Source organism: Streptomyces sp. AJS327 (genome assembly GCF_013450295.1).
Taxonomy (GTDB): Bacteria; Actinomycetota; Actinomycetes; order Streptomycetales; family Streptomycetaceae; genus Streptomyces.
Genome location: NZ_SKBR01000002.1, coordinates 396,896 through 417,887, shown reverse-complemented (window position 1 = coordinate 417,887; position 20,992 = coordinate 396,896). Strand labels below are relative to the sequence as shown.

The 20,992-nt window shown below is 73.7% G+C and carries 18 protein-coding genes; 8 read left to right on the top strand and 10 right to left on the bottom strand.

The window, feature by feature from the left end; genetic code table 11:
* Positions 1 to 72: 72 nt before the first annotated feature.
* Both E0L36_RS11655 and E0L36_RS11650 read right to left on the bottom strand, forming a co-directional pair.
* Positions 73 to 1,266, bottom strand: a complete 1,194-nt coding sequence (locus E0L36_RS11655; protein ID WP_180928952.1) for a class I SAM-dependent methyltransferase — start codon at positions 1,264 to 1,266, stop codon at positions 73 to 75.
* A gap of 197 nt (positions 1,267 to 1,463) precedes the next feature.
* Entirely contained in the window at positions 1,464 to 2,450 is a 987-nt protein-coding gene (locus E0L36_RS11650) for an EamA family transporter (RefSeq protein ID WP_308416731.1), read from the bottom strand.
* A 567-nt stretch (positions 2,451 to 3,017) separates the two neighbouring features.
* On the opposite strand from E0L36_RS11650, the gene E0L36_RS11645 reads away from it, so the two are divergent.
* The gene (locus tag E0L36_RS11645; protein ID WP_180928950.1) at positions 3,018 to 3,251 is read left to right on the top strand and encodes a hypothetical protein; all 234 of its coding nucleotides are present in this window, start codon (positions 3,018 to 3,020) and stop codon (positions 3,249 to 3,251) included.
* 30 nt (positions 3,252 to 3,281) lie between these two features.
* On the opposite strand, the gene E0L36_RS11640 is transcribed toward E0L36_RS11645, so the two are convergent.
* Together E0L36_RS11640 and E0L36_RS11635 are read right to left on the bottom strand one after the other, a co-directional pair.
* A complete protein-coding gene (locus tag E0L36_RS11640; RefSeq protein ID WP_180928949.1) occupies positions 3,282 to 3,812 on the bottom strand; it encodes an NUDIX domain-containing protein in 531 nt (176 codons plus the stop codon).
* Positions 3,813 to 3,872: 60 nt separating this feature from the next.
* Positions 3,873 to 5,213 carry a transcriptional regulator gene (locus tag E0L36_RS11635; RefSeq protein ID WP_180928948.1) on the bottom strand — a complete coding sequence of 447 codons (1,341 nt, stop codon included), beginning with the start codon at positions 5,211 to 5,213 and terminating at the stop codon, positions 3,873 to 3,875.
* Between the two features lie 218 nt (positions 5,214 to 5,431).
* On the opposite strand from E0L36_RS11635, the gene E0L36_RS11630 reads away from it, so the two are divergent.
* The 5 genes from E0L36_RS11630 (at position 5,432) to E0L36_RS11610 (ending at position 11,179) form a co-directional block, all read left to right on the top strand.
* Entirely contained in the window at positions 5,432 to 7,000 is a 1,569-nt protein-coding gene (locus E0L36_RS11630; protein ID WP_180928947.1) for a hypothetical protein, read from the top strand.
* Positions 7,001 to 7,428: 428 nt separating this feature from the next.
* The gene (locus E0L36_RS11625; RefSeq protein ID WP_180928946.1) at positions 7,429 to 8,019 is read left to right on the top strand and encodes an N-acetylmuramoyl-L-alanine amidase; all 591 of its coding nucleotides are present in this window, start codon (positions 7,429 to 7,431) and stop codon (positions 8,017 to 8,019) included.
* Positions 8,020 to 8,114: 95 nt separating this feature from the next.
* Positions 8,115 to 9,005 (top strand): 1-aminocyclopropane-1-carboxylate deaminase/D-cysteine desulfhydrase, encoded by an 891-nt coding sequence (locus E0L36_RS11620; RefSeq protein ID WP_180928945.1) that lies wholly within the window; start codon positions 8,115 to 8,117, stop codon positions 9,003 to 9,005.
* An 813-nt stretch (positions 9,006 to 9,818) separates the two neighbouring features.
* Positions 9,819 to 10,232 (top strand): anti-sigma regulatory factor, encoded by a 414-nt coding sequence (locus E0L36_RS11615; protein WP_180928944.1) that lies wholly within the window; start codon positions 9,819 to 9,821, stop codon positions 10,230 to 10,232.
* Complete coding sequence (locus tag E0L36_RS11610) at positions 10,229 to 11,179, top strand: RNA polymerase sigma factor SigF (RefSeq protein WP_374705525.1); 951 nt, start codon at positions 10,229 to 10,231, stop codon at positions 11,177 to 11,179. The genes E0L36_RS11615 and E0L36_RS11610 overlap by 4 nt, the downstream gene beginning before the upstream one ends.
* Before the next feature lie 86 nt (positions 11,180 to 11,265).
* Here E0L36_RS11610 and E0L36_RS11605 read toward each other — a convergent pair whose 3' ends face one another.
* Positions 11,266 to 11,688, bottom strand: coding sequence for a hypothetical protein (locus tag E0L36_RS11605; RefSeq protein WP_308416730.1), 423 nt, complete (start codon positions 11,686 to 11,688; stop codon positions 11,266 to 11,268).
* A gap of 238 nt (positions 11,689 to 11,926) precedes the next feature.
* On the opposite strand from E0L36_RS11605, the gene E0L36_RS11600 reads away from it, so the two are divergent.
* Both E0L36_RS11600 and E0L36_RS11595 read left to right on the top strand, forming a co-directional pair.
* Positions 11,927 to 12,895, top strand: a complete 969-nt coding sequence (locus E0L36_RS11600) for a diacylglycerol kinase family protein (protein WP_180928943.1) — start codon at positions 11,927 to 11,929, stop codon at positions 12,893 to 12,895.
* Positions 12,896 to 13,204: 309 nt separating this feature from the next.
* On the top strand, positions 13,205 to 13,468 hold the full coding sequence (locus E0L36_RS11595; RefSeq protein WP_027747983.1) for a WhiB family transcriptional regulator: 264 nt from the start codon (positions 13,205 to 13,207) through the stop codon (positions 13,466 to 13,468).
* A 515-nt stretch (positions 13,469 to 13,983) separates the two neighbouring features.
* Here E0L36_RS11595 and E0L36_RS11590 read toward each other — a convergent pair.
* From E0L36_RS11590 to E0L36_RS11570, 5 genes are all read right to left on the bottom strand, one after another.
* Positions 13,984 to 15,462, bottom strand: coding sequence for a sensor histidine kinase (locus tag E0L36_RS11590; RefSeq protein WP_180929941.1), 1,479 nt, complete (start codon positions 15,460 to 15,462; stop codon positions 13,984 to 13,986).
* A gap of 911 nt (positions 15,463 to 16,373) precedes the next feature.
* Positions 16,374 to 17,486 carry an SIS domain-containing protein gene (locus E0L36_RS11585; protein WP_180928942.1) on the bottom strand — a complete coding sequence of 371 codons (1,113 nt, stop codon included), beginning with the start codon at positions 17,484 to 17,486 and terminating at the stop codon, positions 16,374 to 16,376.
* Between the two features lie 23 nt (positions 17,487 to 17,509).
* Positions 17,510 to 19,069, bottom strand: coding sequence for a glycoside hydrolase family 3 protein (locus tag E0L36_RS11580; protein ID WP_180928941.1), 1,560 nt, complete (start codon positions 19,067 to 19,069; stop codon positions 17,510 to 17,512).
* A gap of 19 nt (positions 19,070 to 19,088) precedes the next feature.
* Positions 19,089 to 19,961 (bottom strand): carbohydrate ABC transporter permease, encoded by an 873-nt coding sequence (locus E0L36_RS11575; protein WP_180928940.1) that lies wholly within the window; start codon positions 19,959 to 19,961, stop codon positions 19,089 to 19,091.
* A complete protein-coding gene (locus E0L36_RS11570) occupies positions 19,958 to 20,989 on the bottom strand; it encodes a carbohydrate ABC transporter permease (RefSeq protein ID WP_180928939.1) in 1,032 nt (343 codons plus the stop codon). The genes E0L36_RS11575 and E0L36_RS11570 overlap by 4 nt, the downstream gene beginning before the upstream one ends.
* Positions 20,990 to 20,992: the final 3 nt, after the last annotated feature.

Sequence of the window (20,992 nt, the reverse complement as noted above, 5' to 3'; positions counted from 1 at the left end):
GCGCCCCGGCCCCGACGCCGCCCCGGGACCGGCCGTACGTGATCAGCAGGAGCGGACGGCCGGGCGGTGCGCTCAGTCCGCGCGGCCCAGCCGCCAGAGCGAGGTGACCTCCGCGGTGCGCGCGACGGCCAGGACGTCCTCGGCCCGCGCGGCGCGCGGATGGCGCGGACGGGTGTCCTCCCGGCCCAGGACCCGCAACCCCGCCTGGCCGATCCACTCCAGAAGCTCGGCGCGAGAGCGCAACTCCAGCCGTTCCGCCAGGTCGGAGAGGACCAGCCACCCCTCACCGTCCGGCGTGACCCGCGCCGCCAGCCCGGAGAGGAAGCCCCGCAGCATGCGGCTGCCCGGGTCGTACACGGCGTGCTCCAGCGGCGCCGTGGGCGTGGCCGGAACCCACGGCGGGTTACACACCACCAGCGGGGAGGGCCGCGTGTCCGGGAAGAGGTCGGCCTCGACCACCCGCACCGCGTCCGCCACCCCGAGCCGTCGCGCGTTCTCCCGCGCGCACTCCAGGGCCCGCGCGTCCTGGTCGGTCGCGACGACCTCGGCGACGCCCCGCCGGGCCAGCACCACGGCGAGCACCCCGCTGCCGGTGCCGACGTCGACGGCGCGCGCCGTGCCGCCCGGCGGGAGCGGCACCCGGGCGACCAGGTCGACGTACTCGCCACGCACCGGTGAGAAGACGCCGTAGCGGGGGTGGACGCGCTCGCCGTCGAGCGCCGCCACCGGCACGCCGGTGCGCTGCCACTCGTAGGCCCCGGTGGCGCCCAGCAGTTCGCGCAGCGCGAGCAGGCTCAGTCCGGGCTCCGGCGCGCTCTCCGGCGCGGGTTCGCCGCCGGGCCCCGGTCCGGGCGCTGACCCGAAGGCCGCCGCGCAGGCCGCGTCCACCGCGGGTGCCCGGCGCAGCGGCACGGTGTATCCGGTGGGCCCGGTCTCCAGGGGGACGAGGAGCATGCCCAGCACCCGGGCCCGGCGCGAACGGGCCTGCCGGTACCGGTGGAAGCTCTCGCGGGGCGAGGCGCCGCGCTTGGCCGGTTTGCGGTCGACCCGGCGGCCGAGCGCGCTCAGCAGCTGGCGCGCGCCGTGGAAGTCGCCGCGCCAGAGGAGGGCGGTGCCCTCGCAGGCCAGCTTGTACGCCTCGTCGGCGCGCGTCCGGTCGTCCGCCACCACGATCCGGCGCGGGGGGCGCGCGCCGCTCTCGGAGCGCCACGCGGCGGTGCGCTCCTCGCCGTCCTCGATCCACCGCACCACCGGGAATGTGCTCACCCGCCCAGCTTAGGCGGCCCCTGGCGGACGCTTCGCCGGCGGTCGGGGGGGACGTCCCGACGCCCGCGGCGGGCGTACGCGGGCACCTCCCGGGTCAGCCGAGAGAGTCCGGGCGGGCCGGCCCCCGCGCGGGCGTACGCGGGGGGCCGGGGCGCGGTCCGCCCTTCCGTGACGGGCGGGCGGGCGCTCGGCGGGACTCAGCGGCGGCCGGTGCGGACCGCGCCCATGCTGGCCAGGATCACCAGCACGATGGCCAGCAGCTCCACCCAGCCCAGGCGCTGCCCGAGGACGGCGAAGCCCGCGAGCGAGGCGGCCACCGGCATCAGGCTCATGAGGAGCGCGAAGGTCTCCTTCGGGAGCCTGCGCAGCGCGAACAGCTCCAGGGTGTAGGGGAGTCCGGAGGACAGCACCGCGACGACGGCGCCGAGCGCCAGCGTCAGCGGGTCGAACAGGGCGGTACCGGCACTCACCACCCCCAGCGGCGCGGTCAGCACCGCCGCCACCCCGAGCGCCAGCGCCAGGCCGTCCACCCCGGGGAACCGGGCCCCGGCACGCGCGTTGAAGACGATGTACCCGGCCCACATGCCGCCCGCCGCGAGCGCGAAGGCGGTACCGGCCGGGTCGAGCCGGTCCAGTCCCCCGCTCAGCAGCCCCACTCCGCCCAGCGCCAGGGCCGCCCAGAGCAGGCTCAGCGGGCGCCGGGAGACGACGACGGACAGCACCAGCGGTCCGAGCAGCTCCAGGGTGACGGCGGCACCCAGCGGGATCCGGTCGATCGCCTGGTAGAAGAGGGAGTTCATGGCGGCCAGCGCGACGCCCAGCCCGATCGCGCTCCCCCAGTCGGCCCGCTGGTGGCCACGGAGCGAGGGCCGGCAGATCGCCAGCATCAACAGCGCCGAGAAGACGATCCGCAGCGCCACCATGCCCATCGCCCCGGCACGTGGGAAGAGCAACGCGGCGACGGCGGAGCCGAACTGCAACGACAGCGCGCTGGCGATCACCAGCCCGGTGCCGGTCAGCGCCCCGCCCCGGCCCGCTCCCCCGGAGGCGTCCCCAGTTCCGGGCGCCCCGGACGGTCCGGACGCCCCGGGGGCAGCGGTGACGTCGGGGGCGCGCGGCGCACCGGAGCCGCTGGAGCCACCGGGGGAACCGGAGGGGCGGGGGGTGTCGGGGGATGCGTTCACCCCCGCACGGTAGGGCGGCGCCCGCGTGCGGGGAAACGCCGTCCGCTCCGTGGCCCCCGCTTGCCGCCCCGGCCCGCTCGGCGCCCTCCCTGTACTTCTCTCCATGCCCTCCCCGTGCCTCCCCGTGCCCCTTCCGGGCCCTTTCCGGCGGCGGTCGCGAGGGGGCCGGGGGCGCCGGGCCCGGGCGCGCGGCCCCCACGCGGACGGGCCACGAGGCGGACCGGTGGGCCGGGCGGGATCGCGGGCTCCGGGGAACACGCCGCTCTCCCGGTACGTTGACGGCAGTACGGGAACGCGGGTGGGGTGTCGGGGCCGGAGCCGCGGAGCGCGCTGAGGACCGGGGGTCTCCGGGCCGGGGCGCGTCCGGGGTCACCGTCCGCCAACTCCCCACGCACACCGCACGCGTGGCCAGGGCGAGCACCCCGCGAGCCGGGCCACGCCGAACACGGCGACTCCGTCCGCCCGTCGGCCACCCGCGGAATCGTGGCCGCCGGAGGCCGGCCGGAGAACCACCGGGAGCGGCGGGCGGCACCCGCCCTCCCACCGAGCGCACCAGGAGGCAGGACGATGGCAGGCTTTCTCGACCGGGCGAAGGAACAGGCGCAGAGCGCTCTCACGCAGGGCAAGGAGAAGGTGGGCGAGGTCCAGGCCGAGCGCGCCGGAAAGGACCTGCTCCGCAAGCTCGGCGCGGCGTACTACGCCGAGCAGCGTGGGAGCGGGTCGCCGCAGGAGGTGCAGCGGGCGCTGTCCGAGCTGGAGTCGCACATCGCCCAGCACGGCGACGGCTTCCTGCGGAACTGAGCCGGAGCCCGGCCCGGCCGGGCCCCCGGCTCAGCCGAACCGGAGCCGGTAGAGCATCAGCAGGGCGGCGGCGGTGTTGGCGGCGGGCACCTCGCCCCGGGCGATGAGGTCCGGGGTCTCCTTCAGCGGAACCCACTCCCTGCGGTCCGACTCGAAGGCGTCCTCGGGCTCGCCGACGTGCTCCGCACCCGTCGCCCAGTAGATGTGGTGGCGCGCGTCGGTGAGTCCGTTGGCCGGTTCCACCGTCATGAGGTGGCGCAGGGGGCCGGGCCGCCACCCGGTCTCCTCCAGCATCTCGCGCGCCGCCGCCGCGGCCAGTTCCTCGCCGTCCTCGACCACCCCGGCGGCCAGCTCCCACCCCCAGCTGTCGGTGATGAACCGGTGCCGCCAGAGCAGCAGCACCTCGTTGCGGTCGTTCAGGGCGGTGGCCATCGCCACCGGGCGGACCCGAAGCAGGTAGTGATCAAGGTGTCTGCCGTCCGGCAGTTCCACGTCCGCGAGGTTCACCTGTAACCACGGGTTCTCGTACACGGTGTGCTCACCCAAGCTCTTCCATCGCACGTGTGTGCCCCCTTCCGGACGGAGGGTTTGGGCACATCCCAGTATGGTGCCGCGCCCCGCTCAGAGGGGGACGCGCAGCGCCTCCTCGATCAGCCGGGCCGCCTCGGCCGCCGGGGCTCCGGGGCGCAGCAGGAGGCGGTCCCGCACGTCCCGCATCCGCTCCCGTAACCGCTGCGACTCGATGCCCTGCGCGACGCTGACCATCTCGGCCGCCGCCTCGGCGGCGCGCTCGGGCTGGTCACTGCGGAGTTCGACGTCCGTGAGGGTGGCGAGCCGGTTCACCCGTCCCCGCGTGTGCGCGGGGGCGCAGGCCGCCTCCCGCGCGTACCGCCCGGCGGCGTCGAGTTCGCCGAGCACGAGCAGCGCCTCCGCCAACCGCACCTCGGCCAGGCCGGGTTGGACGTATCCGATCTCCTCCGGCTCCTCCTCGGGACGGATGCGTTCCGAGGCGCGTTCGGCCTCGCGCATACGGTCGTAGGCCGCGCGCCGGTCACCGAGCCGGGCGTACGCGGTGGCCTGCATCGCGTACAGGTCGGTGGCCAGGGCCGGGCTGGCGCGCGCGGTGCGCAGCACCGCCTCGGCGCAGGCGATGGCGCGCCGGTTCTCGCCCAGGAACAACGCCTGGTTGACGAGCAGCGCCACCACGTACCCGCCGAACAGCCGGTCCCCGGACGCCTTCGCCAGCCGCAGCGCCTGGTGGAAGTAGCGCTGGGCCAGTCCCTGCGCGTCGGTGTCGTAGGCGCAGATTCCGCTCACGGCGGCCAACGAGCCCACGGCGCGGCACAGTTCGCGGCCCATGGCCGCGTCGTAGCCGCCGCGCAGCAGGGGTGCGACCTGACCGGTGAGGAAGCCCGCGATGCGGGGCCGGGTCGCGACCCCGCCGGCGTTCCGGTACAGCTGCTCGTAGTGGCCGCGCGCGGCGTGCAGCACGGCGACGTGGTTCTCGGTCACCCGCAGGCTGCCCCGGTGGGCGACGTCCGGGTCGTCCGGGGGGTTCTCCCACTCCCAGACCGGTTCGATGGCGGCCGAGCCGCCGAGCAGGGGCGGGCCGGGGCCCTCGGGATGTAACTGGTCCATCCGCCAGAGCGCGGCGGCTCGTTCGACGAAGCGCTCCGGTTCTTCCTCTTCGGCTCCGTTGGGTGCGGGGGCGGCCGGTGGGGCGCCCATACCGATGTCGCTGAGAGTGAGGGTGCGGCCCAGGCGGCCGCCCAGCACCTCGCAGACCAGCTCCGGTACCCGGCCCCGCGGACGCTGCCCTTTGAGCCACCGGGCAACGGCGGTGTGGTCGTAACGCAGGGTTATCCCTGCTTCCTTGCCCAGGCGATTGACGCGGGTGGCGAGTCCCGCCCGGGAGATTCCGGACTGGTCAAGGACCGCGTCCAGTTGACTGTTGGGCTCCATGCCGCCCTCCGGTCGTTCATCTCGTGTGCTCGCAGAGTAACCGAGATCCCTTCACACGGGGTGTGAAAAGCGCACCAGCGCGGGCCCTCCGACACATGTTCCCGCCGCCGTTCGGCTGCGGTTGGGTGGAAACGCTCAGTAAGCAACAGCATGCTCGTATCCCCCAGGGAGGACCACCCCCGTGAACGACCCGCTCCGATTCCGCATCACCACTCACCATGCGCCCCGGTAGCCACACCAGCGCGGCCCGGCACCCAGGCGACGGCGCTCGCGCCCGCACCCCGAACCACAGCCTCCGCGCGCTGTTGACCGAATGCGAGTGGACACAGGAAGCGTTCGCTCGTGCCATCGCCGTATCCGGCGTCGAGGCCGGCCTACGGCGTCGGTACGACCGGACGTCCGTCGCGCACTGGCTCCGGGGGAGCCGCCCCGAGCCGCGCGTACGAGCCCTCATCGCCGAGGCGCTGTCCCGCCGCCTGGGCCGCCCGGTCCACGTCACCGACATCGGCATGGGTGGCCCCGGACCGGAGCCCGAGCACAGCGGCGGACCCCCCGCCGAGGGAGCCGAACTCCCCGGACCCGCCCCGGACGTCGAGACCGCCGTGGAGCACCCCCGCCACCGCGCCCCGCGCGCCGGGGCGGCGCCCGGAACGTCGTCGCTCCCCACCGACCGGCTCGCCTGGCTGACGGCACCGGTGATCGGCCCGCCACGCGCCGACTCCCCACCGCCCGCGCCCTACCGGCTGGCCCTCGCCTCCGCGCCGCGACCGAAGCCCGAGGCGAAGCCGGAGCCCGGCCCGGCGGCTCCCGGCACCCAGGACGCCACACCGGCCCGGCTGCCCCAACCCGCGTACGGAGGCCGGCCGTTGGCCCGCACCAGCGCGGTGGACGTGGCCTCGGTACGCGAGCACGCGCGGTTCTTCGCGCTCCAGACCGACCGGCACGGCGGCGGCCCGGTACGCACCCCGCTGGCCGCCTACCTGTCCGGGCTGGTGCGCACCCTGCGGTGCGGCGGCGAGGGCACGCACCATCGCCAACTGCTGGCCGGTACCGCCCGGTTGAGCTTCCTGCTGGCCCGGGTCTACGCCGACGAGCAGCGGCACGGCCTGGCACAGCGGGCGTTCCTCACCGCCGACGAGCTGGCCGGGGAGGCGGACGACCGGGAGGGCGTCGCCCTGATCCGCCGGGCGCTCAGCACGCAGGCACACGAACTGGGCCACCACCGGCAGAGCCTGGCGCTCGCCGAGTCGGCGTGCGCCGTCGCGCCCGCCAGGACGGCGCCTTCCACCCGTGCCTACCTGTACGCCGGGCTCGCGGTGGCGGAGGCGGCGGGCGGCACCCGGGACCACGCACTGGACGCGCTCCAGCGCGCCGAGCGTGAACTGGCGCGCGCCCCGGCGGACTTGACCGGTGGTCCGGAGAGCCCCACCGGCGAGCCCATGGGGACCTACCAGGACGCCGCGCTGCTCTACCAGTCAGGCGCGGTGCGTACCGCCCTGGGCGACGGCGCGGGCGCCGTCCGCGAGTTGCGCGCCTCGATCCACGCCCGGTCGGAGGGCGAGTGCCGGGCCCGCGCGCTCAGCCGCGCCGAACTCGCCGAACTCCTCCTCACCCAGGGGCGGTTGGACGAGGCGTGCGCCGAGTGGTGGGCCTTCCTGGACGACTGCGCGCTGGTGCGCTCGGAGCGTGTACGCACGGCGCGCACACGTGTCCCGGTGCTACTGCGCCCGCACCGGACCGTCCGCTGCGTTCAGCGACTCCTCGTTCGTACGGGCGAGGACGCGTGACGTCGCCCCGTACCGGGGATCCCGGTAGCAGCGTGAGCACTCGGACGACAATCCCAGGATTCCCGGGGGCACCCGCCCCCGGGAACCGGGCGCCCCCGGGAACCGCACCGGCGCCGCACCGCGGAACCGGTGCGCGCCGCGCCGTCGATCCCCGGGAACCGCCCGCGGACCGGCACCCGTACGGCGCGCGGCACCCCCGGCCCGGCCTCCGAAGACGGCGGCCCGGGGAACGGCGAGTCACGGCGGGGCCGCCGCGCACGGGGAACGGCGGAGGAACGGCGAGCGCGCCGGGAGGCACCCGGCCCGCCGGCACCGGCGACGGGCGGCGGCGCGGGCGGGTCCACGACCAGCGACGGCGGGCGGCGGAGCGCACGGAGCGCCGCGGCCCGCGAGACCAGGCACAGGGACGAACAGAGAGCGGGGACACCATGGCGACACCCATCACCGCGAACGCCCTCGTCGCGGCGCTCCAGCAGGAGGGCGCGACGATCAAGGAGGTCCGGGACTGGCGTAACAACAACCGCAACCACAAGGGGCCGTGGGGCGGGGTCAACGGGATCATGATCCACCACACGGTGACCAGCGGATCGCAGGCCACCGTCGACCTCATCTACGACGGCCACAGCGAACTGCCCGGGCCGCTCTCCCACGGGTGCGTCACCAAGGACGGCACGATCCACCTCGTCGGACACGGCCGGGCCAACCACGCGGGCCTCGGCGACGACGACGTGCTCCGCGCGGTGATCGCCGAGCGGCGTCCCCCGGCTCCCAACGAGCGGAACACCGACGGGAACCGGCACTTCTACGGCTTCGAGTGCGAGAACCTCGGCGACGGCGAGGACCCCTGGCCCGAGGCCCAGCTCGACGCCATCGAGCGGGCCACCGCGGCGCTCTGCCGCCACCACGGGTGGAACGAGCGTTCCGTCATCGGCCACCTGGAGTGGACCAACCAGAAGTCCGACCCGCGCGGCTTCACCATGGACGCGATGCGCGAACGCATCGCCGCCCGGCTGAAGTGACCGGCGCCTGAGCGGCCGTGGGCGGCCTCCGGGCCCCCACGGCCCCGCGCCTTCCCCGGTGGGCGGGGCACGCGGCGCCCGTCGAGAATGGACGGGTGCCCAGCGATCCCGACGTCCTCGCCCCCCGGCCGCCCTCGCCGCTGACCGAGGTCGTCGAGCCCGCCCTCGAACGACGCGGCCTCCGGCTGACGCTGAAGCGCGACGACCTCATCCACCCGGAGCTGCCGGGCAACAAATGGCGCAAACTCGCCCCCAACCTGCGGGCCGCCGTCCGGGCGGACAGCCAGACCCTGCTGACCTTCGGCGGCGCCTACTCCAACCACCTGCGGGCCACGGCCACGGCCGGGCGGCTGCTCGGCCTGCGCACCATCGGGGTGGTACGCGGCGACGAGCTGGCGCACCGCCCGCTCAACCCCTCGCTCGCCCGGTGCGTGGCGGACGGGATGCGGCTGTGGTTCGTCTCCCGCGCCACCTACCGCCGCCGGGCCGACCCCGCGTACCACCACGAGCTGCGCGACCTCTTCGGGGAGGTCTTCCTGGTACCGGAGGGCGGCAGCAACGCGCTGGCGGTCGAGGGGTGCGCGGCCCTCGGCCGGGAGCTGCGCGGCCGGACGGACGTGGTGGTCGTCCCGTGTGGCACGGGCGGCACGCTCGCCGGGCTCGCCGCGGGTCTCGGACCGGGGCAGCGCGCGATCGGCGTGTCCGTGCTCAGGGGGGACTTCCTCACCGCCGAGGTGCGCGGACTCCAGCGCGCGGCCTTCGGTGGTGAGCGCGGCGACTGGTCGCTGGAGGACCGTTTCCACTGCGGCGGGTACGCGCGCGGCACCCCCGAACTGGAGGAGTTCGCCGCCGACTTCGAACACCGGCACGGGCTGCCGCCGCTGGACCGGGTCTACACGGCGAAGGCGCTCCTGGCCACGGTGCGCCTGGCGGAGGAGGGCGCCTTCGCGGCGGGCGGCAGGGTGACGGCGGTCCTCACCGGCTGATCCCCGTGCTCCGGCCGTGCTCCGACGGGCCCGCCGGGATCGGCCGCCCCGCACCCGGCCCGCGCGCGCCCCGACCTCGGCCCGCTTCCCCGGCTCGCGTTCCGGGCCGGGTCCCGGGCCGGGAACGCGGCACCCGCGCCCCTCCGCCACGGCCCGCCACCCCGCTCCCGGCCGCCTCGGTGGTCCCGCGCGTCCGCCGGGCGTGCTCCCGCCACCTCGCCGGTGCCTGGAAGATCCCGGCCGGGCTCTCGCTCCGTCACCAAAAGTGTGACACTCGGTAATCAGCCGACCGTCACCGTGCGTACACGACATGGGGTAGCACAACGGAACGAGGCGACTGCTTTCGGTCGTTGACGGAATCCCGGTCACACGGTGCCATGAACGCTTCACGTGGTGGGTATTGAAGGGGAGCGACCCTTTCATCGACTTCCGTGCCGCCCCCGGCGCCGAACCGAAGGAGGGCAGACTGACTCCGCCGCGTCCTGAGTGCTGCCCTGAGCGGGCCCGCGCCGCCAACTCAGCGTAATCTTCCCGGATTTGAAGCGCCCACCCCCTAGCCACATAAAGTACCCATATGTTTACTATGGGTGACAGCTGTCGGGTGGCTGGCCTCCCCCCGGAGCGCGCGGCATCCGATCACGGATCGCGGTAGCGTCAAGGCGAACGATCGGCCGTGCCGGTGCGTTGGTTCCCAGCGAGCGATACGCCAGGGAAGCGCCGCCCGGTGAGGCCGTCCGGGCAGAGTCATCCTGAACAACAGCCAGAGCAAACAGCCTTAGAGCCCAACCAGCTTGTGTCACCTTGGAGGTGAGGGTGTCCCAGATCGCAGGCGAGCCAGCGGCACAGGACTTCGTCGAGGTCCGACTGCCCGCGGCGGGTGCCTATCTGTCGGTGCTGCGTACGGCGACCGCCGGTCTCGCGGCCCGCTTGGACTTCACCCTTGACGAGATCGAGGATCTGCGGATCGCCGTGGACGAGGCGTGCGCGATCCTGCTCCAGCAGGCCGTGCCGGGGTCCGTCCTCAGCTGCCTCTTCAAGCTGGTCGGCGACTCCCTGCGAGTCACCGTCTCGGCACCGACCACCGACGGACGCGCCCCGGAGCGCGACACCTTCGCGTGGACGGTGCTCTCGGCCCTGGCCGGTGAGGTCGACTCCGACGTGTCCGACGACCGCACGGTCAGCATCAGCCTGCACAAGAAGCGCGGCGCTGGCCCCGGAGCATCGTGACTGAGCACGAGGCAAGGGAGATGTGGGCCGGTCGCCACGCGGCGGCCGGCCCGGGAATCCCCGAGCAGCAGGCCCGGCCACACCCGGCCGACCCCACGAGTCAGCGACCGGAGCAGGCGGAGCGGGCGGACGCGATGGACCAGCAGCAGCACGAGATGCAGGGACACGACGGCTGGAGCGGGCACGAGAACCCGCACGACCGCAGTGGCGCGCGCACTCTCTTCGCCGAGCTGCACAAGCTGCCCGACGGCTCCCCGGAGCGCGCGGAGCTGCGCAACCACCTCGTGCGAATGCACCTGCCGCTCGTCGAGCACCTGGCCCGCCGCTTCCGGAACCGCGGCGAGCCGCTCGACGACCTCACGCAGGTCGCGACGATCGGCCTGATCAAGTCCGTCGACCGCTTCGACCCGGACCGGGGCGTCGAGTTCTCCACCTACGCCACCCCCACGGTGGTCGGGGAGATCAAACGGCACTTCCGGGACAAGGGCTGGGCGGTCCGGGTGCCCCGGCGTCTTCAGGAGCTGCGGCTCTCGCTGACCTCGGCCACCGCGGAACTCTCCCAGCGGCACGGCCGGGCGCCGACCGTGCACGAACTGGCGGCGCGACTGTCCATCTCCGAGGAGGAGGTACTGGAGGGGCTGGAGTCGGCGAACGCCTACAGCACCCTCTCGCTGGACGTACCCGACACCGACGACGAGTCCCCCGCGGTCGCCGACACCCTCGGCGCGGAGGACGACGCCCTGGAGGGCGTGGAGTACCGCGAGTCGCTGAAACCGCTGCTGGAGGAACTGCCGCCGCGGGAGAAGAAGATCCTGCTGCTGCGGTTCTTCGGGAACATGACGCAGTCGCAGATCGCGCAGGAGGTCGGCATCTCCCAGATGCACGTCTCCCGGCTGCTGGCCCGCACGCTGGCCCAGCTCCGCGATCGGCTCCTGGTCGAGGAGTGAGGACGCACCGCCGGGACCACCGGCGGTGCGTGGAACGGGGACACCCTCGCGGGCGGCGCGGCGCCCGCGAGCCGGACAGGGGGCGCCTACCCCTCGCGCGGACCGATGCCCAGCGCCTCGGTGGCCGTCGGATTCACCACGCAGGCGAGCACGGCCAGCGAGGCCAGCCCGATGCCCACCCCGGCGACCAGCCACATCCCGCCGTTCTGCGCCATCTGCCAGCCGACCGGCAGGCCCAGCAGCTGCACGATCATCGCCGGGCCCCGGCTCCAGCGGCGCCGCAGCCAGAGCCCCCGCGCGGCGGCCAGCGGGAGGACGGCGAGCGCCAGCACCGTCACCGCGAGCGTCACGGCCTGCACGGTGTCGTCCGGGGTGCTGGTCACCAGCATCACCAGCGAGACGATCCCGAAGGCCGCGACCACCCCGCCCTCCAGCGCGGTCAGCGCCGCGGCGGCCGTGATGCGCCGGGGCCGGGCGGCGGACGGCAGGGTCTCGGGGGTGTCGCTCACAGGGGGCTCCCGCTCACAGGGGTCGCAGGGTACGGGGAAAGCCTAGGGCACACCGCGCGGGACTCCCCCGGCCCGCCGCCGCTTCCCCGGAGCCGCACCGCCGTCCCACCCGCGCTCCGGGCCACCGCCCGGCCCTCCGCCGGGGCCCGCACCGGAGGGAGCACCTCCACCGCGGGGTCCGTCCTCCCCTCACCGACCGGCTGGGCCGCCCCGCGCCGGGATGGGTACTCTGCACCTCATGCGTGCGCTCCTCGTGGTCAATCCGGCAGCTACCACCACCAGTGCGCGAACCCGTGACGTCCTGACGCACGCGCTCGCCAGCGACCTCAAGCTGGAGGTCGTCGCCACCGAGTACCGGGGGCACGCGCGGGACATCGCCCGGGGCGCGGTGGAGGACGGCGCCGCCGACCTGGTCATCGCCCTCGGCGGGGACGGCACGGTCAACGAGGTCGTGAACGGGCTGCTGCACCACGGCCCCGACCCGGACCACCTGCCCCGGCTCGCGGTGGTCCCCGGTGGGTCCACCAACGTCTTCGCCCGCGCGCTGGGCCTGCCCAACGACGTCGTCGAGGCGACCGGCGCCCTGCTGGATCTGCTGCACCAGGGCAGCGAACGCACCGTCGGCCTCGGTCTGGCGAGTGGTTCCCCGGGCAGCGAGGACGCCGAGGTTCCCGCCCGCTGGTTCACCTTCACCGCGGGCTTCGGATTCGACGCCGGCATTGTCGGACGAGTGGAACAGCAGCGGGAACGCGGAAAGCGTTCGACGCACGCGCTCTATGTACGCCAGGTGGTACGGCAGTTCGTCAAGGAACAGCACCGGCGGCGCGGAACGATCACGCTGGAGCAGCCGGGCGAGGACCCCGTCGAGGGCCTGGTGCTGTCCATAGTCTGCAATACCGCGCCGTGGACCTACCTGGGCAACCGCCCGCTCTACGCGGCCCCCGAGGCGTCCTTCGACACCGCCCTTGACCTGCTCGGACTCTCCCGTCTGACCTCGGCCGCCGTCAGCCGCTACGGCACACAGTTGCTCACCTCCAGCCCGGAGCGGGGACCGCGCGGCAAGCACGCGGTCACGCGGCACGATGTGACGGGCTTCACCTTGCATTCCCAGGTGCCACAGCCGTTTCAGATGGACGGTGACCACCTCGGACTGCGAACTAGCGTGAGCTTCACAGGTGTTCGCCGTGCACTGCGTGTGATTGCATAAGCGGAAGGGTTCAAAGTCCTTCCAGTCGAACGTTTAGACCAGCATCCACCCTGTGGAATGAGGGCTGTGAGCTAGGCGACACCAAGGATTCAAAAAAAACTTTCCGGAAGGGGTTGTATCCGCCGTCCAGGTTTGCCAATCTCTTCATGGCGATCGGGACGGCCCACGACGGGCCCCCTTGAGAGTCCGAATCCCCCTCCTCGTTCCAGTGGGACCCGCATCACATTCTCGCGGCTCCCTCTTCCCACACGAGGGGATTCGTGAAAGCGTTCACATTCACAAGCAAGCACACGAGGAGAGGTAGCAGCCATGGACTGGCGTCACAACGCCGTTTGCCGCGAGGAAGACCCCGAGCTGTTCTTCCCCATCGGCAACACTGGTCCTGCGCTGCTGCAGATCGAGGAAGCCAAGGCCGTCTGCCGCCGCTGCCCCGTGATGGAGCAGTGCCTGCAGTGGGCCCTGGAGTCCGGCCAGGACTCCGGTGTCTGGGGTGGCCTCAGCGAGGACGAGCGCCGCGCGATGAAGCGCCGCGCCGCTCGCAACCGGGCGCGGAACAACGCCGCGACCGCCTGACTGACGCCCCACCCGTCACCAGCCGCATCCCGAGCCGCAGCGCGCAGTGCCCCCGATGCGCACCGCACCAGCAGACCGTTGAGCCCCGGTCCGCGACGCCGCCCAGAGCCGTCGCGACACCGGGGCTCACGTGTGTCAGCCCGCGCCCGCTCCGGTCCCGTCCGGGCGGCCGGGGCGGGTGAACGCCCGTCCGCCGGGCGCCCGTTCACCGCACGCCGCGGCGGCTGCCCGCCGGTGTTGACGGGGCTCGTCGGCGGGGCGCTGACGCCTCGTCTGGAGGCTGCCGCTTCGGTGGCGGCGGGCCCGTGCGTCCCGCGACCGCCGACCGGGCGAACTGCGCGCACCGCGGACGGGGCACTCGCCATCGACCAACTGCGCGCCCCCGTACGGGAATTCGGTTGACCGCCGCACGGGAACGCGGCGAGCGGCACCGCGCCGGGCGGGCCCCGGGGACGGACGGGCCGGAGAAAGCGTCGGACGAACGAGGCGGGGCGTACGGGCCGTCGGGGAGGCGGTCAGCCGCGCTCCCGCTTCTCCACCGAGACGGGCAGGTCGAAGACGACTCGGGTGCCCCGGTCCGGTGCCGGGAGCATGCTGAGACTGCCGCCCAACTCGCCCTCCACCAGGGTGCGCACGATTTGCAGGCCGAGGTTCCCGGCACTGCGCACGTCGAAGCCCTCCGGTAGTCCGCGGCCGTCGTCCTCCACGGTGACCAGCAGCCGCCCCTCCTGCTGGGCCGTGCCCCGCACCGCGCTGACCTCGACGGTTCCCTGCTCCCCCGGGCCGAAGCCGTGCTCCAGCGCGTTCTGGAGCACCTCGGTGAGCACCATGGACAGCGGGGTGGCTACCTCGGCGTCCAGCACCCCGAAGTGCCCGGTGCGGTGCCCCTGGACACGGCCGGGCGAGATCTCGGCGACCATCGCCAGGACCCGGTCGGCGATCTCGTCGAACTCGACCCGCTCGTCCAGCCGCTGGGACAGCGTCTCGTGGACGATGGCGATCGAGCCGACCCGGCGCACCGCCTCCCCCAGCGCCGCCTTCCCCGGCACGGAGTCCATCCGGCGGGCCTGGAGGCGCAGCAGCGCCGCGACGGTCTGTAGGTTGTTCTTCACCCGGTGGTGGATCTCCCGGATGGTCGCGTCCTTCGTCATCAGCTCGCGCTCGCGCCGCCGCACCTCGGTGATGTCGCGGAGCAGGATCAGCGAGCCGATGCGGGTGCCCTTCGGCTTCAGCGGGATGGTGCGCAGCTGCACGACGCAGTCGTTGGCCTCCACCTCGGCGCCGCGCGGCGCCCAGCCGCTGGCGAGTTTGACCAGCGCCTCGTCAACGGGGGCGCGGTCCGGGGCGAGTTCGGAGGTGGCGAGGCCGAGATGCAGTCCCACGAGGTCGGCCGAGAGCCCGAGGCGGTGGTAGGCGGAGAGCGCGTTGGGGCTGGCGTACTGCACGAAGCCGTCGGCGTCCAGCCGGATCAGCCCGTCGCCGACCCGGGGGATGTGGTCGATGTCGAGTTCCTGGCCGGGGAACGGGAACGAACCGGCGGCGATCATCTGGGCCAGGTCGGAGGCGCTCTGGAGGTAGGTCAGTTCGAGGCGGCTCGGGGTGCGGACGGTCAGCAGGTTGGTGTTCCGCGCGATGACGCCCAGCACCCGGTCCTCCCGGCGCACCGGGATGGACTCGACGCGCACCGGCACCTCCTCGCGCCACTCCGGGTCGCCCTCGCGCACGATCCGGCCCTCGTCCAGCGCGGCGTCCAGCAGCGGCCTCCGGCCACGGGGGACGAGATGGCCGACCATGTCGTTCTGGTGCGAGGTGGGGCCGGTGTTGGGACGCATCTGGGCCACGGAGACGTAGCGCGTGCCGTCCAGGGTGGGCACCCAGAGGACGAGGTCGGCGAAGGAGAGGTCGGACAGCAGCTGCCACTCGGAGACCAGCAGGTGCAGCCATTCGAGGTCGGAGTCGGAGAGCGCGGTGTGCTGTCGGACGAGGTCGTTCATGGAGGGCACTTGGCGAGCTTACCGGCGAGGGGTCCGCGGCCCGCCCGCGCCCGCGTAGACTCGGCTCCCCTTCGCGCGGGCGCGCCGCACCGGCCTCCCCCGCCCCGGGTTCGGGGCGCTCTCCCGGAGCCGGGGGTCGGGCGGGCACCGCGGGAGTGGTGGCGGGGCGGGAGCGTGCGGCGGGGCCGGGCTCACCCCGTCCGGGGCCGGTTCCGTGGGGCCGTGGGCCCGGTGGGAGGCCCGGGGTGGAGCGGGCCTCCGAGGTATGGACACCGGAGAGTGGTCTAGTCCACAATCGGCCCCAGAACTTCTGTCCTCCCCGCACAGGAGGACAGATCGAGGCCCGTGGCGCGCTCTGCCCTGACCGCGCCGGGCCTTGGAAGCTCCGGGTCGCGGGGCCGGACGGGTTGAGGGTCCCGCCCGTCCCCGCGCCCGAAGCGACACGGGCGGCACCCGTTCCTTTCTCTCTTCCTCTCCCCCGGGGTCCCCGCCAGCGGCGTCGCTGGCGACCCGCTCCTGCGTTTCGTTCGGTCGTCCCCTCCGCGCCGGTCGCGCACGACGCGCCGTCGCGGGACCCCGTCACCGGCCTGTCGCACAGCCTCGCGTCCCACGGTCCGCGCCGCGCGCCCGCGAGTGCGACGGCCTGCCACGGCCCAACGCCCCGCCCGTCACGTCGCGTTGACGCGGTGCGGGCGCGCCGGGACGGCGAGCGTGACGGGCGGGCTCACCCGCGCGACCGGCGGGTGCGGGCGGCCGCGCACGTCCGGCCGTGGGGGGGGACGGCCCGGCGGGAGGGCGCTGGCGGGAGGGGCGAACGATGAACAAGGGGTGAACGACGCGACCGCCCCCGGCGGTGGCGGGGGCGGTCGGGGTGCCGTGCGCCGGGCGGTGCCCGTCCGGCGGGGCGGGGCTCAGCGGGTCTCGGTCACCTTCGCCAGCGAGCGGGGCGCGTCCGGGTCCTGGCCCCGGGCGATGGTGACCTCGTAGGCCAGCATCTGGAGCGGCAGGATCTCCACGATCGGCTGGAGCTCCTCGGCCAGCCGCTCGGTGGGCAGCGCGAATCCGGCGGAGGCGCCCTCCACCGCGCTGGCGCTTCCGATGACGACCAGGTCGGCGCCGCGGTCCCGGAGCCGGTCGAGCACCGGGCGCAGCGCCTCGCCACCCTTGCCGTCGGTGACCACCGCGATCACCGGGGAGATGTTGTCGACCATGGCCAACGGGCCGTGCAGCAGGTCGGCGCCGGAGTAGGAGAGCGCGGGGATGTAGCTGGTCTCCATCAGCTTGAGCGCGGCCTCCTTCGCGGTGGGGTAGCCGTAGCCGCGGGAGGTGAGGACCATTCGCTCGGCGAACCGGTAGCGGGCGGCCAGCGCGCGGACCTCGTCCTGCCGGGCGAGGACGGCGGCGGCCAACTCGGGCAGCTCCCGGGCCTGTTCCAGCCCGCGGCCGGAGTCGGCGCCGCCCTCGGCCCAGGCCCGCATCCCGTCGACGAAGAGGTAGAGGGCGAGGAGTTCGGCGGTGTAGGTCTTGGTGGCCGGGAGCGCCTTCTCGGGGCCCGCGAGCACGTCGATGTGGTGCTCGCAGACGGCGGCCAGCGGCGAGTCCGCGTTGTTGGTCACCGCGAGGGTGATGGCCCCGGCGTCCCGCGCGGACTTCGCCGAGGCGACGAGGTCGGGTGACCCCCCGGACTGGCTGACGGTGATGACCAGGCAGTCGGTGAGGTCCTGCCGGGCGCCGTAGGCCGTGGTGGTGGACATCGAGGTCAGCCCGCAGGGCTTGCCGAGCATGACCTCCAGCAGGTACTTGGCGTAGAGGGCCGCGTTGTCCGAGGTGCCGCGCGCGGTCAGCAGGACGAAGCGGGGGTTCTTCGCGGCGATGCGCTCGGCGACCTCACGGATGGTCGGGGTGCCACCGGGGCCGGACTCCGCTCCGGACTCCCGGTCGAGCAGACGGCGGAGCACTGCGGGCTGCTCCGCCATCTCGCCGGACATGACGCGGCCTGGCGGGGGAACGGACGGCGCTGACATGCTGGCTGCCTCCAAGTGGCTCTTCACGTGTGGTGGTGTCCGCCGCCGGTCCGCTCACCGGCGATGACCTCCGCCGCGGCCCGGCCGCAGACGCGGGCGGCTCCGCGGGTGGCGATGTGCAGGGCACCGGTGGGCGGTGACTGGGGCACCCCCATCTCCACCACGACCGTCTCCGGCCGGGCGGCGACGAGGGCCGCCAGGGCCTCCGCCATCCACGGATGCCGATGCGCGTCGCGTACCACTGCGACGATCCTACGGTCACCCGCCGCGCGCAGTACATCTCCACACAGCCCGGACGGTCCGTGCCGGTCCCCGTCGTATCCGGTGTTCCCCCCGTAGGCGGCGATCTCGGTCCCCGGGAGGAGCGCCTCCAGTTCGGCGCCGACGCCCCACGGCGTCTCGTCGCCGACGGCGATGTTGGCCAGCGGGGTGAAGGCGGCGACGAACGGGGGCGTGGCCGGGGGCTGGTAGCGCGCGGCGCCGGTGAGGGTGAGGGCTCGCCGGGCGGCCTGGAGGCCGATGTCCGGCGCGGGCTCGGGGGGTGTCGCGGGGGTCGCGCGCCGTGTCCAGGCGGAGAGCTGGCGTACCCGTGCCGCGGCTTCGGCGAGCCGCTCCTCCGGCAGCTCGCCGTCGTGGACCGCTCGTACCAGCGCGTCCCGCAGCCGCAGCACGGTGTCCTCGTCGGCCAGTCCGCCGCCGACGCAGATCGCGTCGGCTCCGGCCGCTATCGCGAGCACGCCGCCGCGCTCCAGCCCGTAGGTGGCGGTGATGGCCCGCATCTCCAGCCCGTCGGTGACGATCAGGCCGTCGTAGCCGAGGCCGCCCTCCTCGCGGGGCGCGCGCAGCAGTCCGGACAGCACGCTGGGGCTGAGGGTGGCGGGGCGGCCAGCGTCGAGGGCGGGCAGCAGGATGTGGGCGCTCATCACCCCGGCCGTCCCGGCGGCGACGGCCTCCCGGAACGGCAGCAACTCCCGGGTGTGGAGGGTGTCGAGACCGGCGTCGATGCGGGGTACGGCGTGGTGGGAGTCGACCGCGGTGTCGCCGTGCCCGGGGAAGTGCTTGACGCAGGCGGCCACCCCGGCGGCCTGGAGCCCCTCGACGTAGGCGACGGTGTGCCGGGCGACCAGCGCCGGGTCGCTGCCGAAGGAGCGCACCCCGATGACGGGGTTGTCCGGATTGGAGTTGACGTCCGCGGAGGGCGCCCAGTTGAGGTTGACCCCGCAGGCGGCCAGCCGGCGGCCCAGTTCGCGCGCGACGCTCCGGGTCAGGCCTGGGTCGTCGACGTGGCCGAGCGCGTGGTTGCCGGGGAACGAGGAGCCGCTGCGCGCCTCCAGCCGGGTGACGTCCCCGCCCTCCTCGTCGATGCCCACCAGCACCTCGGGGCGGGCTTGGCGCAACTCCGCGGTGAGCGCGGCGAGTTGCTCGGGGTTGTCGATGTTCCGGCCGAACAGGCCGACGGAGGAGAGGCCCTGCTCCAGTTGGCGCAGCAGCCACGCGGGGGCCGAGGTCCCGGTGAATCCGGGCTGGAGGACGGCGAGGGCGTCACGGGTGACGGTGTCGGTCTCGGGTGCGTGGGTGGTCATGGGGGTGTCCCTTCGGGGGTTAGCCCTTCACTGCGCCGGAGGTCAGCCCGGTGGCCATCTTCTTCTGCACGAGCAGGAAGAAGATGACGACGGGGATGGAGATCATCACGGAACCGGCCATCAGTCCGCCGTAGTCGGTGCCGCGGTCGGTGGTGAAGTTCATCAGCCACACGTTGAGCGTGTACTTGTCGTTGTCCTGCATCAGGACGTACGCGAACAGGTACTCGTTCCACGCCGTGATGAGGGCGAAGATCGAGGCCGCGGCCAGCCCGGGCGCGAGCAGCGGGAGGATCACCCGGCGGAAGGCTCCCATCCGGGTGCAGCCGTCCACCATCGCCGACTCCTCCAGCTCCCGGGGGATGTTGACGACGAAGCCGCGCACCATCCAGGTGGTGAAGGGCAGCACCGTGACGAGGTAGACGACGATGACGCCCCAGTACTCGTTGAGCGCGCCCAGCGAGTTGAGCTGGACGTAGATCGGGATGAGCATGGCGGTCGGTGGCAGCAGCTGCACGAGGATCAGGACCATCATGAACGCCTTGCGGCCGAGGAACCGGAAGCGGCCGATGGCGAAGGCCGCGATGGTGCCGATCACCATCGCGCCGAGCACCGAGGTGACGCAGATGACGAGGCTGGACTGGATGGCCGTCCAGAAGAACCGCGTCTCGGTGGCGCGCGTGAAGTTGTCGAGGGTGACGGAGCTGGGCCAGAGCGTCTGGTCGTAGCTGCGGATCTCGTGGTTCGGCCGCAGGGCGCTGACCACCAGCCAGTAGACGGGGAAGGCCATGACGAGGGTGGCCAGCAGCCCCAGCGCGTTGTAGCCGAGGCGGCCACCGCGGCGGCGGCGCTGCCTGGCGTGGACGGTCCTGGTCCGCCCGGCGGCGTGCGTCATTCGACCTCTCCCGTCTTGAGCAGCTGGCGCAGGTAGTACACGGCGACGCCGGACAGCAGCAGCACTGTGATCAGCGCGATGGCGGCGCCCTGGCTGAACGAGGAGCTCTCGAACGCCTTCTGGAAGGAGTAGATGCCGAGCAGTTCGTACTCCGGTTCCGGCTTGTTGCCGCGCATCAGGAAGACCTGGCCGAACACGTTGAAGTCCCAGATCACCGAGAGCGTCGCGACCATCTGGAACACCGGCTTGATCACCGGGAACACCACGTTCCGGAAGACCGTGAGGGGCCCGGCGCCGTCCAGCTGCGCCGCCTCCTCCAGCTCCCTGGGCACCTGGGTCAGCGCCGCGTAGAGCGTGATGACGACGAAGGGGACGGCCCCCCAGATGACCACGGCCGCGATGACGGCGAAGCCCTGCCAGGGGTTGATGAACCAGTTGTGGCCCTGCATGTCCACCCCGGGCAGCTTGCTGAGCAGGCTGTTGGCCACCCCGTAGTCGCTGTCCGCGAACCAGCGGAAGACCGAGGTGGCGACCAGCAGCGGCATCGACCAGGCGGCGACCAGCGCCCCGGTGAGCAGCAGCCGCACCCAGGTGGAGACCCGCTGCATCAGCAGCGCGACCAGCAGCCCGGCCCCCATGGTCACGGTGACGCAGACCCCCATGAACAGGACGGTCCGGAGGGTCACGTCCCAGAACTGGGAGTCGCCCAGGATGTCGGTGAACTGCTCGAAGCCGACCCAGGGTGGGCTGTCGCCGGTCCACAGCTCCCGGCGGCCCATGTCCTGGAAGGACATCACCACCGTCCGCACCAGCGGCCAGAGGAAGATGGCGCCGATCGCCACGATGGCGGGGGCGATCAACAGGTAGGGCAGGGTGGCGGCGCCCCGCCGGGCCCGGCGCCCCCGGGCGTCCCTCGCGCCCGGCTTCCGCGCTCCCCCGGTGCCCCCTCCCCCCGGCCGGGTGGGCCGCGGGGAGGGGGACGGCTCGGGGCGGGCCGCGGGGGTGCGTGCTGTGTCAGCGGCACTCACAGT

Coding starts and splice junctions, on each gene's coding strand:
- E0L36_RS11645 (WP_180928950.1), top strand. CDS start 3,018: ATGGCAGGCTTTCTCGACCGGGCGAAGGAACAGGCGCAGAGCGCTCTC.
- E0L36_RS11635 (WP_180928948.1), bottom strand. CDS start 5,213: ATGGAGCCCAACAGTCAACTGGACGCGGTCCTTGACCAGTCCGGAATC.
- E0L36_RS11630 (WP_180928947.1), top strand. CDS start 5,432: ATGCGCCCCGGTAGCCACACCAGCGCGGCCCGGCACCCAGGCGACGGC.
- E0L36_RS11625 (WP_180928946.1), top strand. CDS start 7,429: ATGGCGACACCCATCACCGCGAACGCCCTCGTCGCGGCGCTCCAGCAG.
- E0L36_RS11600 (WP_180928943.1), top strand. CDS start 11,927: ATGCGTGCGCTCCTCGTGGTCAATCCGGCAGCTACCACCACCAGTGCG.
- E0L36_RS11595 (WP_027747983.1), top strand. CDS start 13,205: ATGGACTGGCGTCACAACGCCGTTTGCCGCGAGGAAGACCCCGAGCTG.
- E0L36_RS11590 (WP_180929941.1), bottom strand. CDS start 15,462: ATGAACGACCTCGTCCGACAGCACACCGCGCTCTCCGACTCCGACCTC.
- E0L36_RS11585 (WP_180928942.1), bottom strand. CDS start 17,486: ATGTCAGCGCCGTCCGTTCCCCCGCCAGGCCGCGTCATGTCCGGCGAG.
- E0L36_RS11580 (WP_180928941.1), bottom strand. CDS start 19,069: ATGACCACCCACGCACCCGAGACCGACACCGTCACCCGTGACGCCCTC.
- E0L36_RS11575 (WP_180928940.1), bottom strand. CDS start 19,961: ATGACGCACGCCGCCGGGCGGACCAGGACCGTCCACGCCAGGCAGCGC.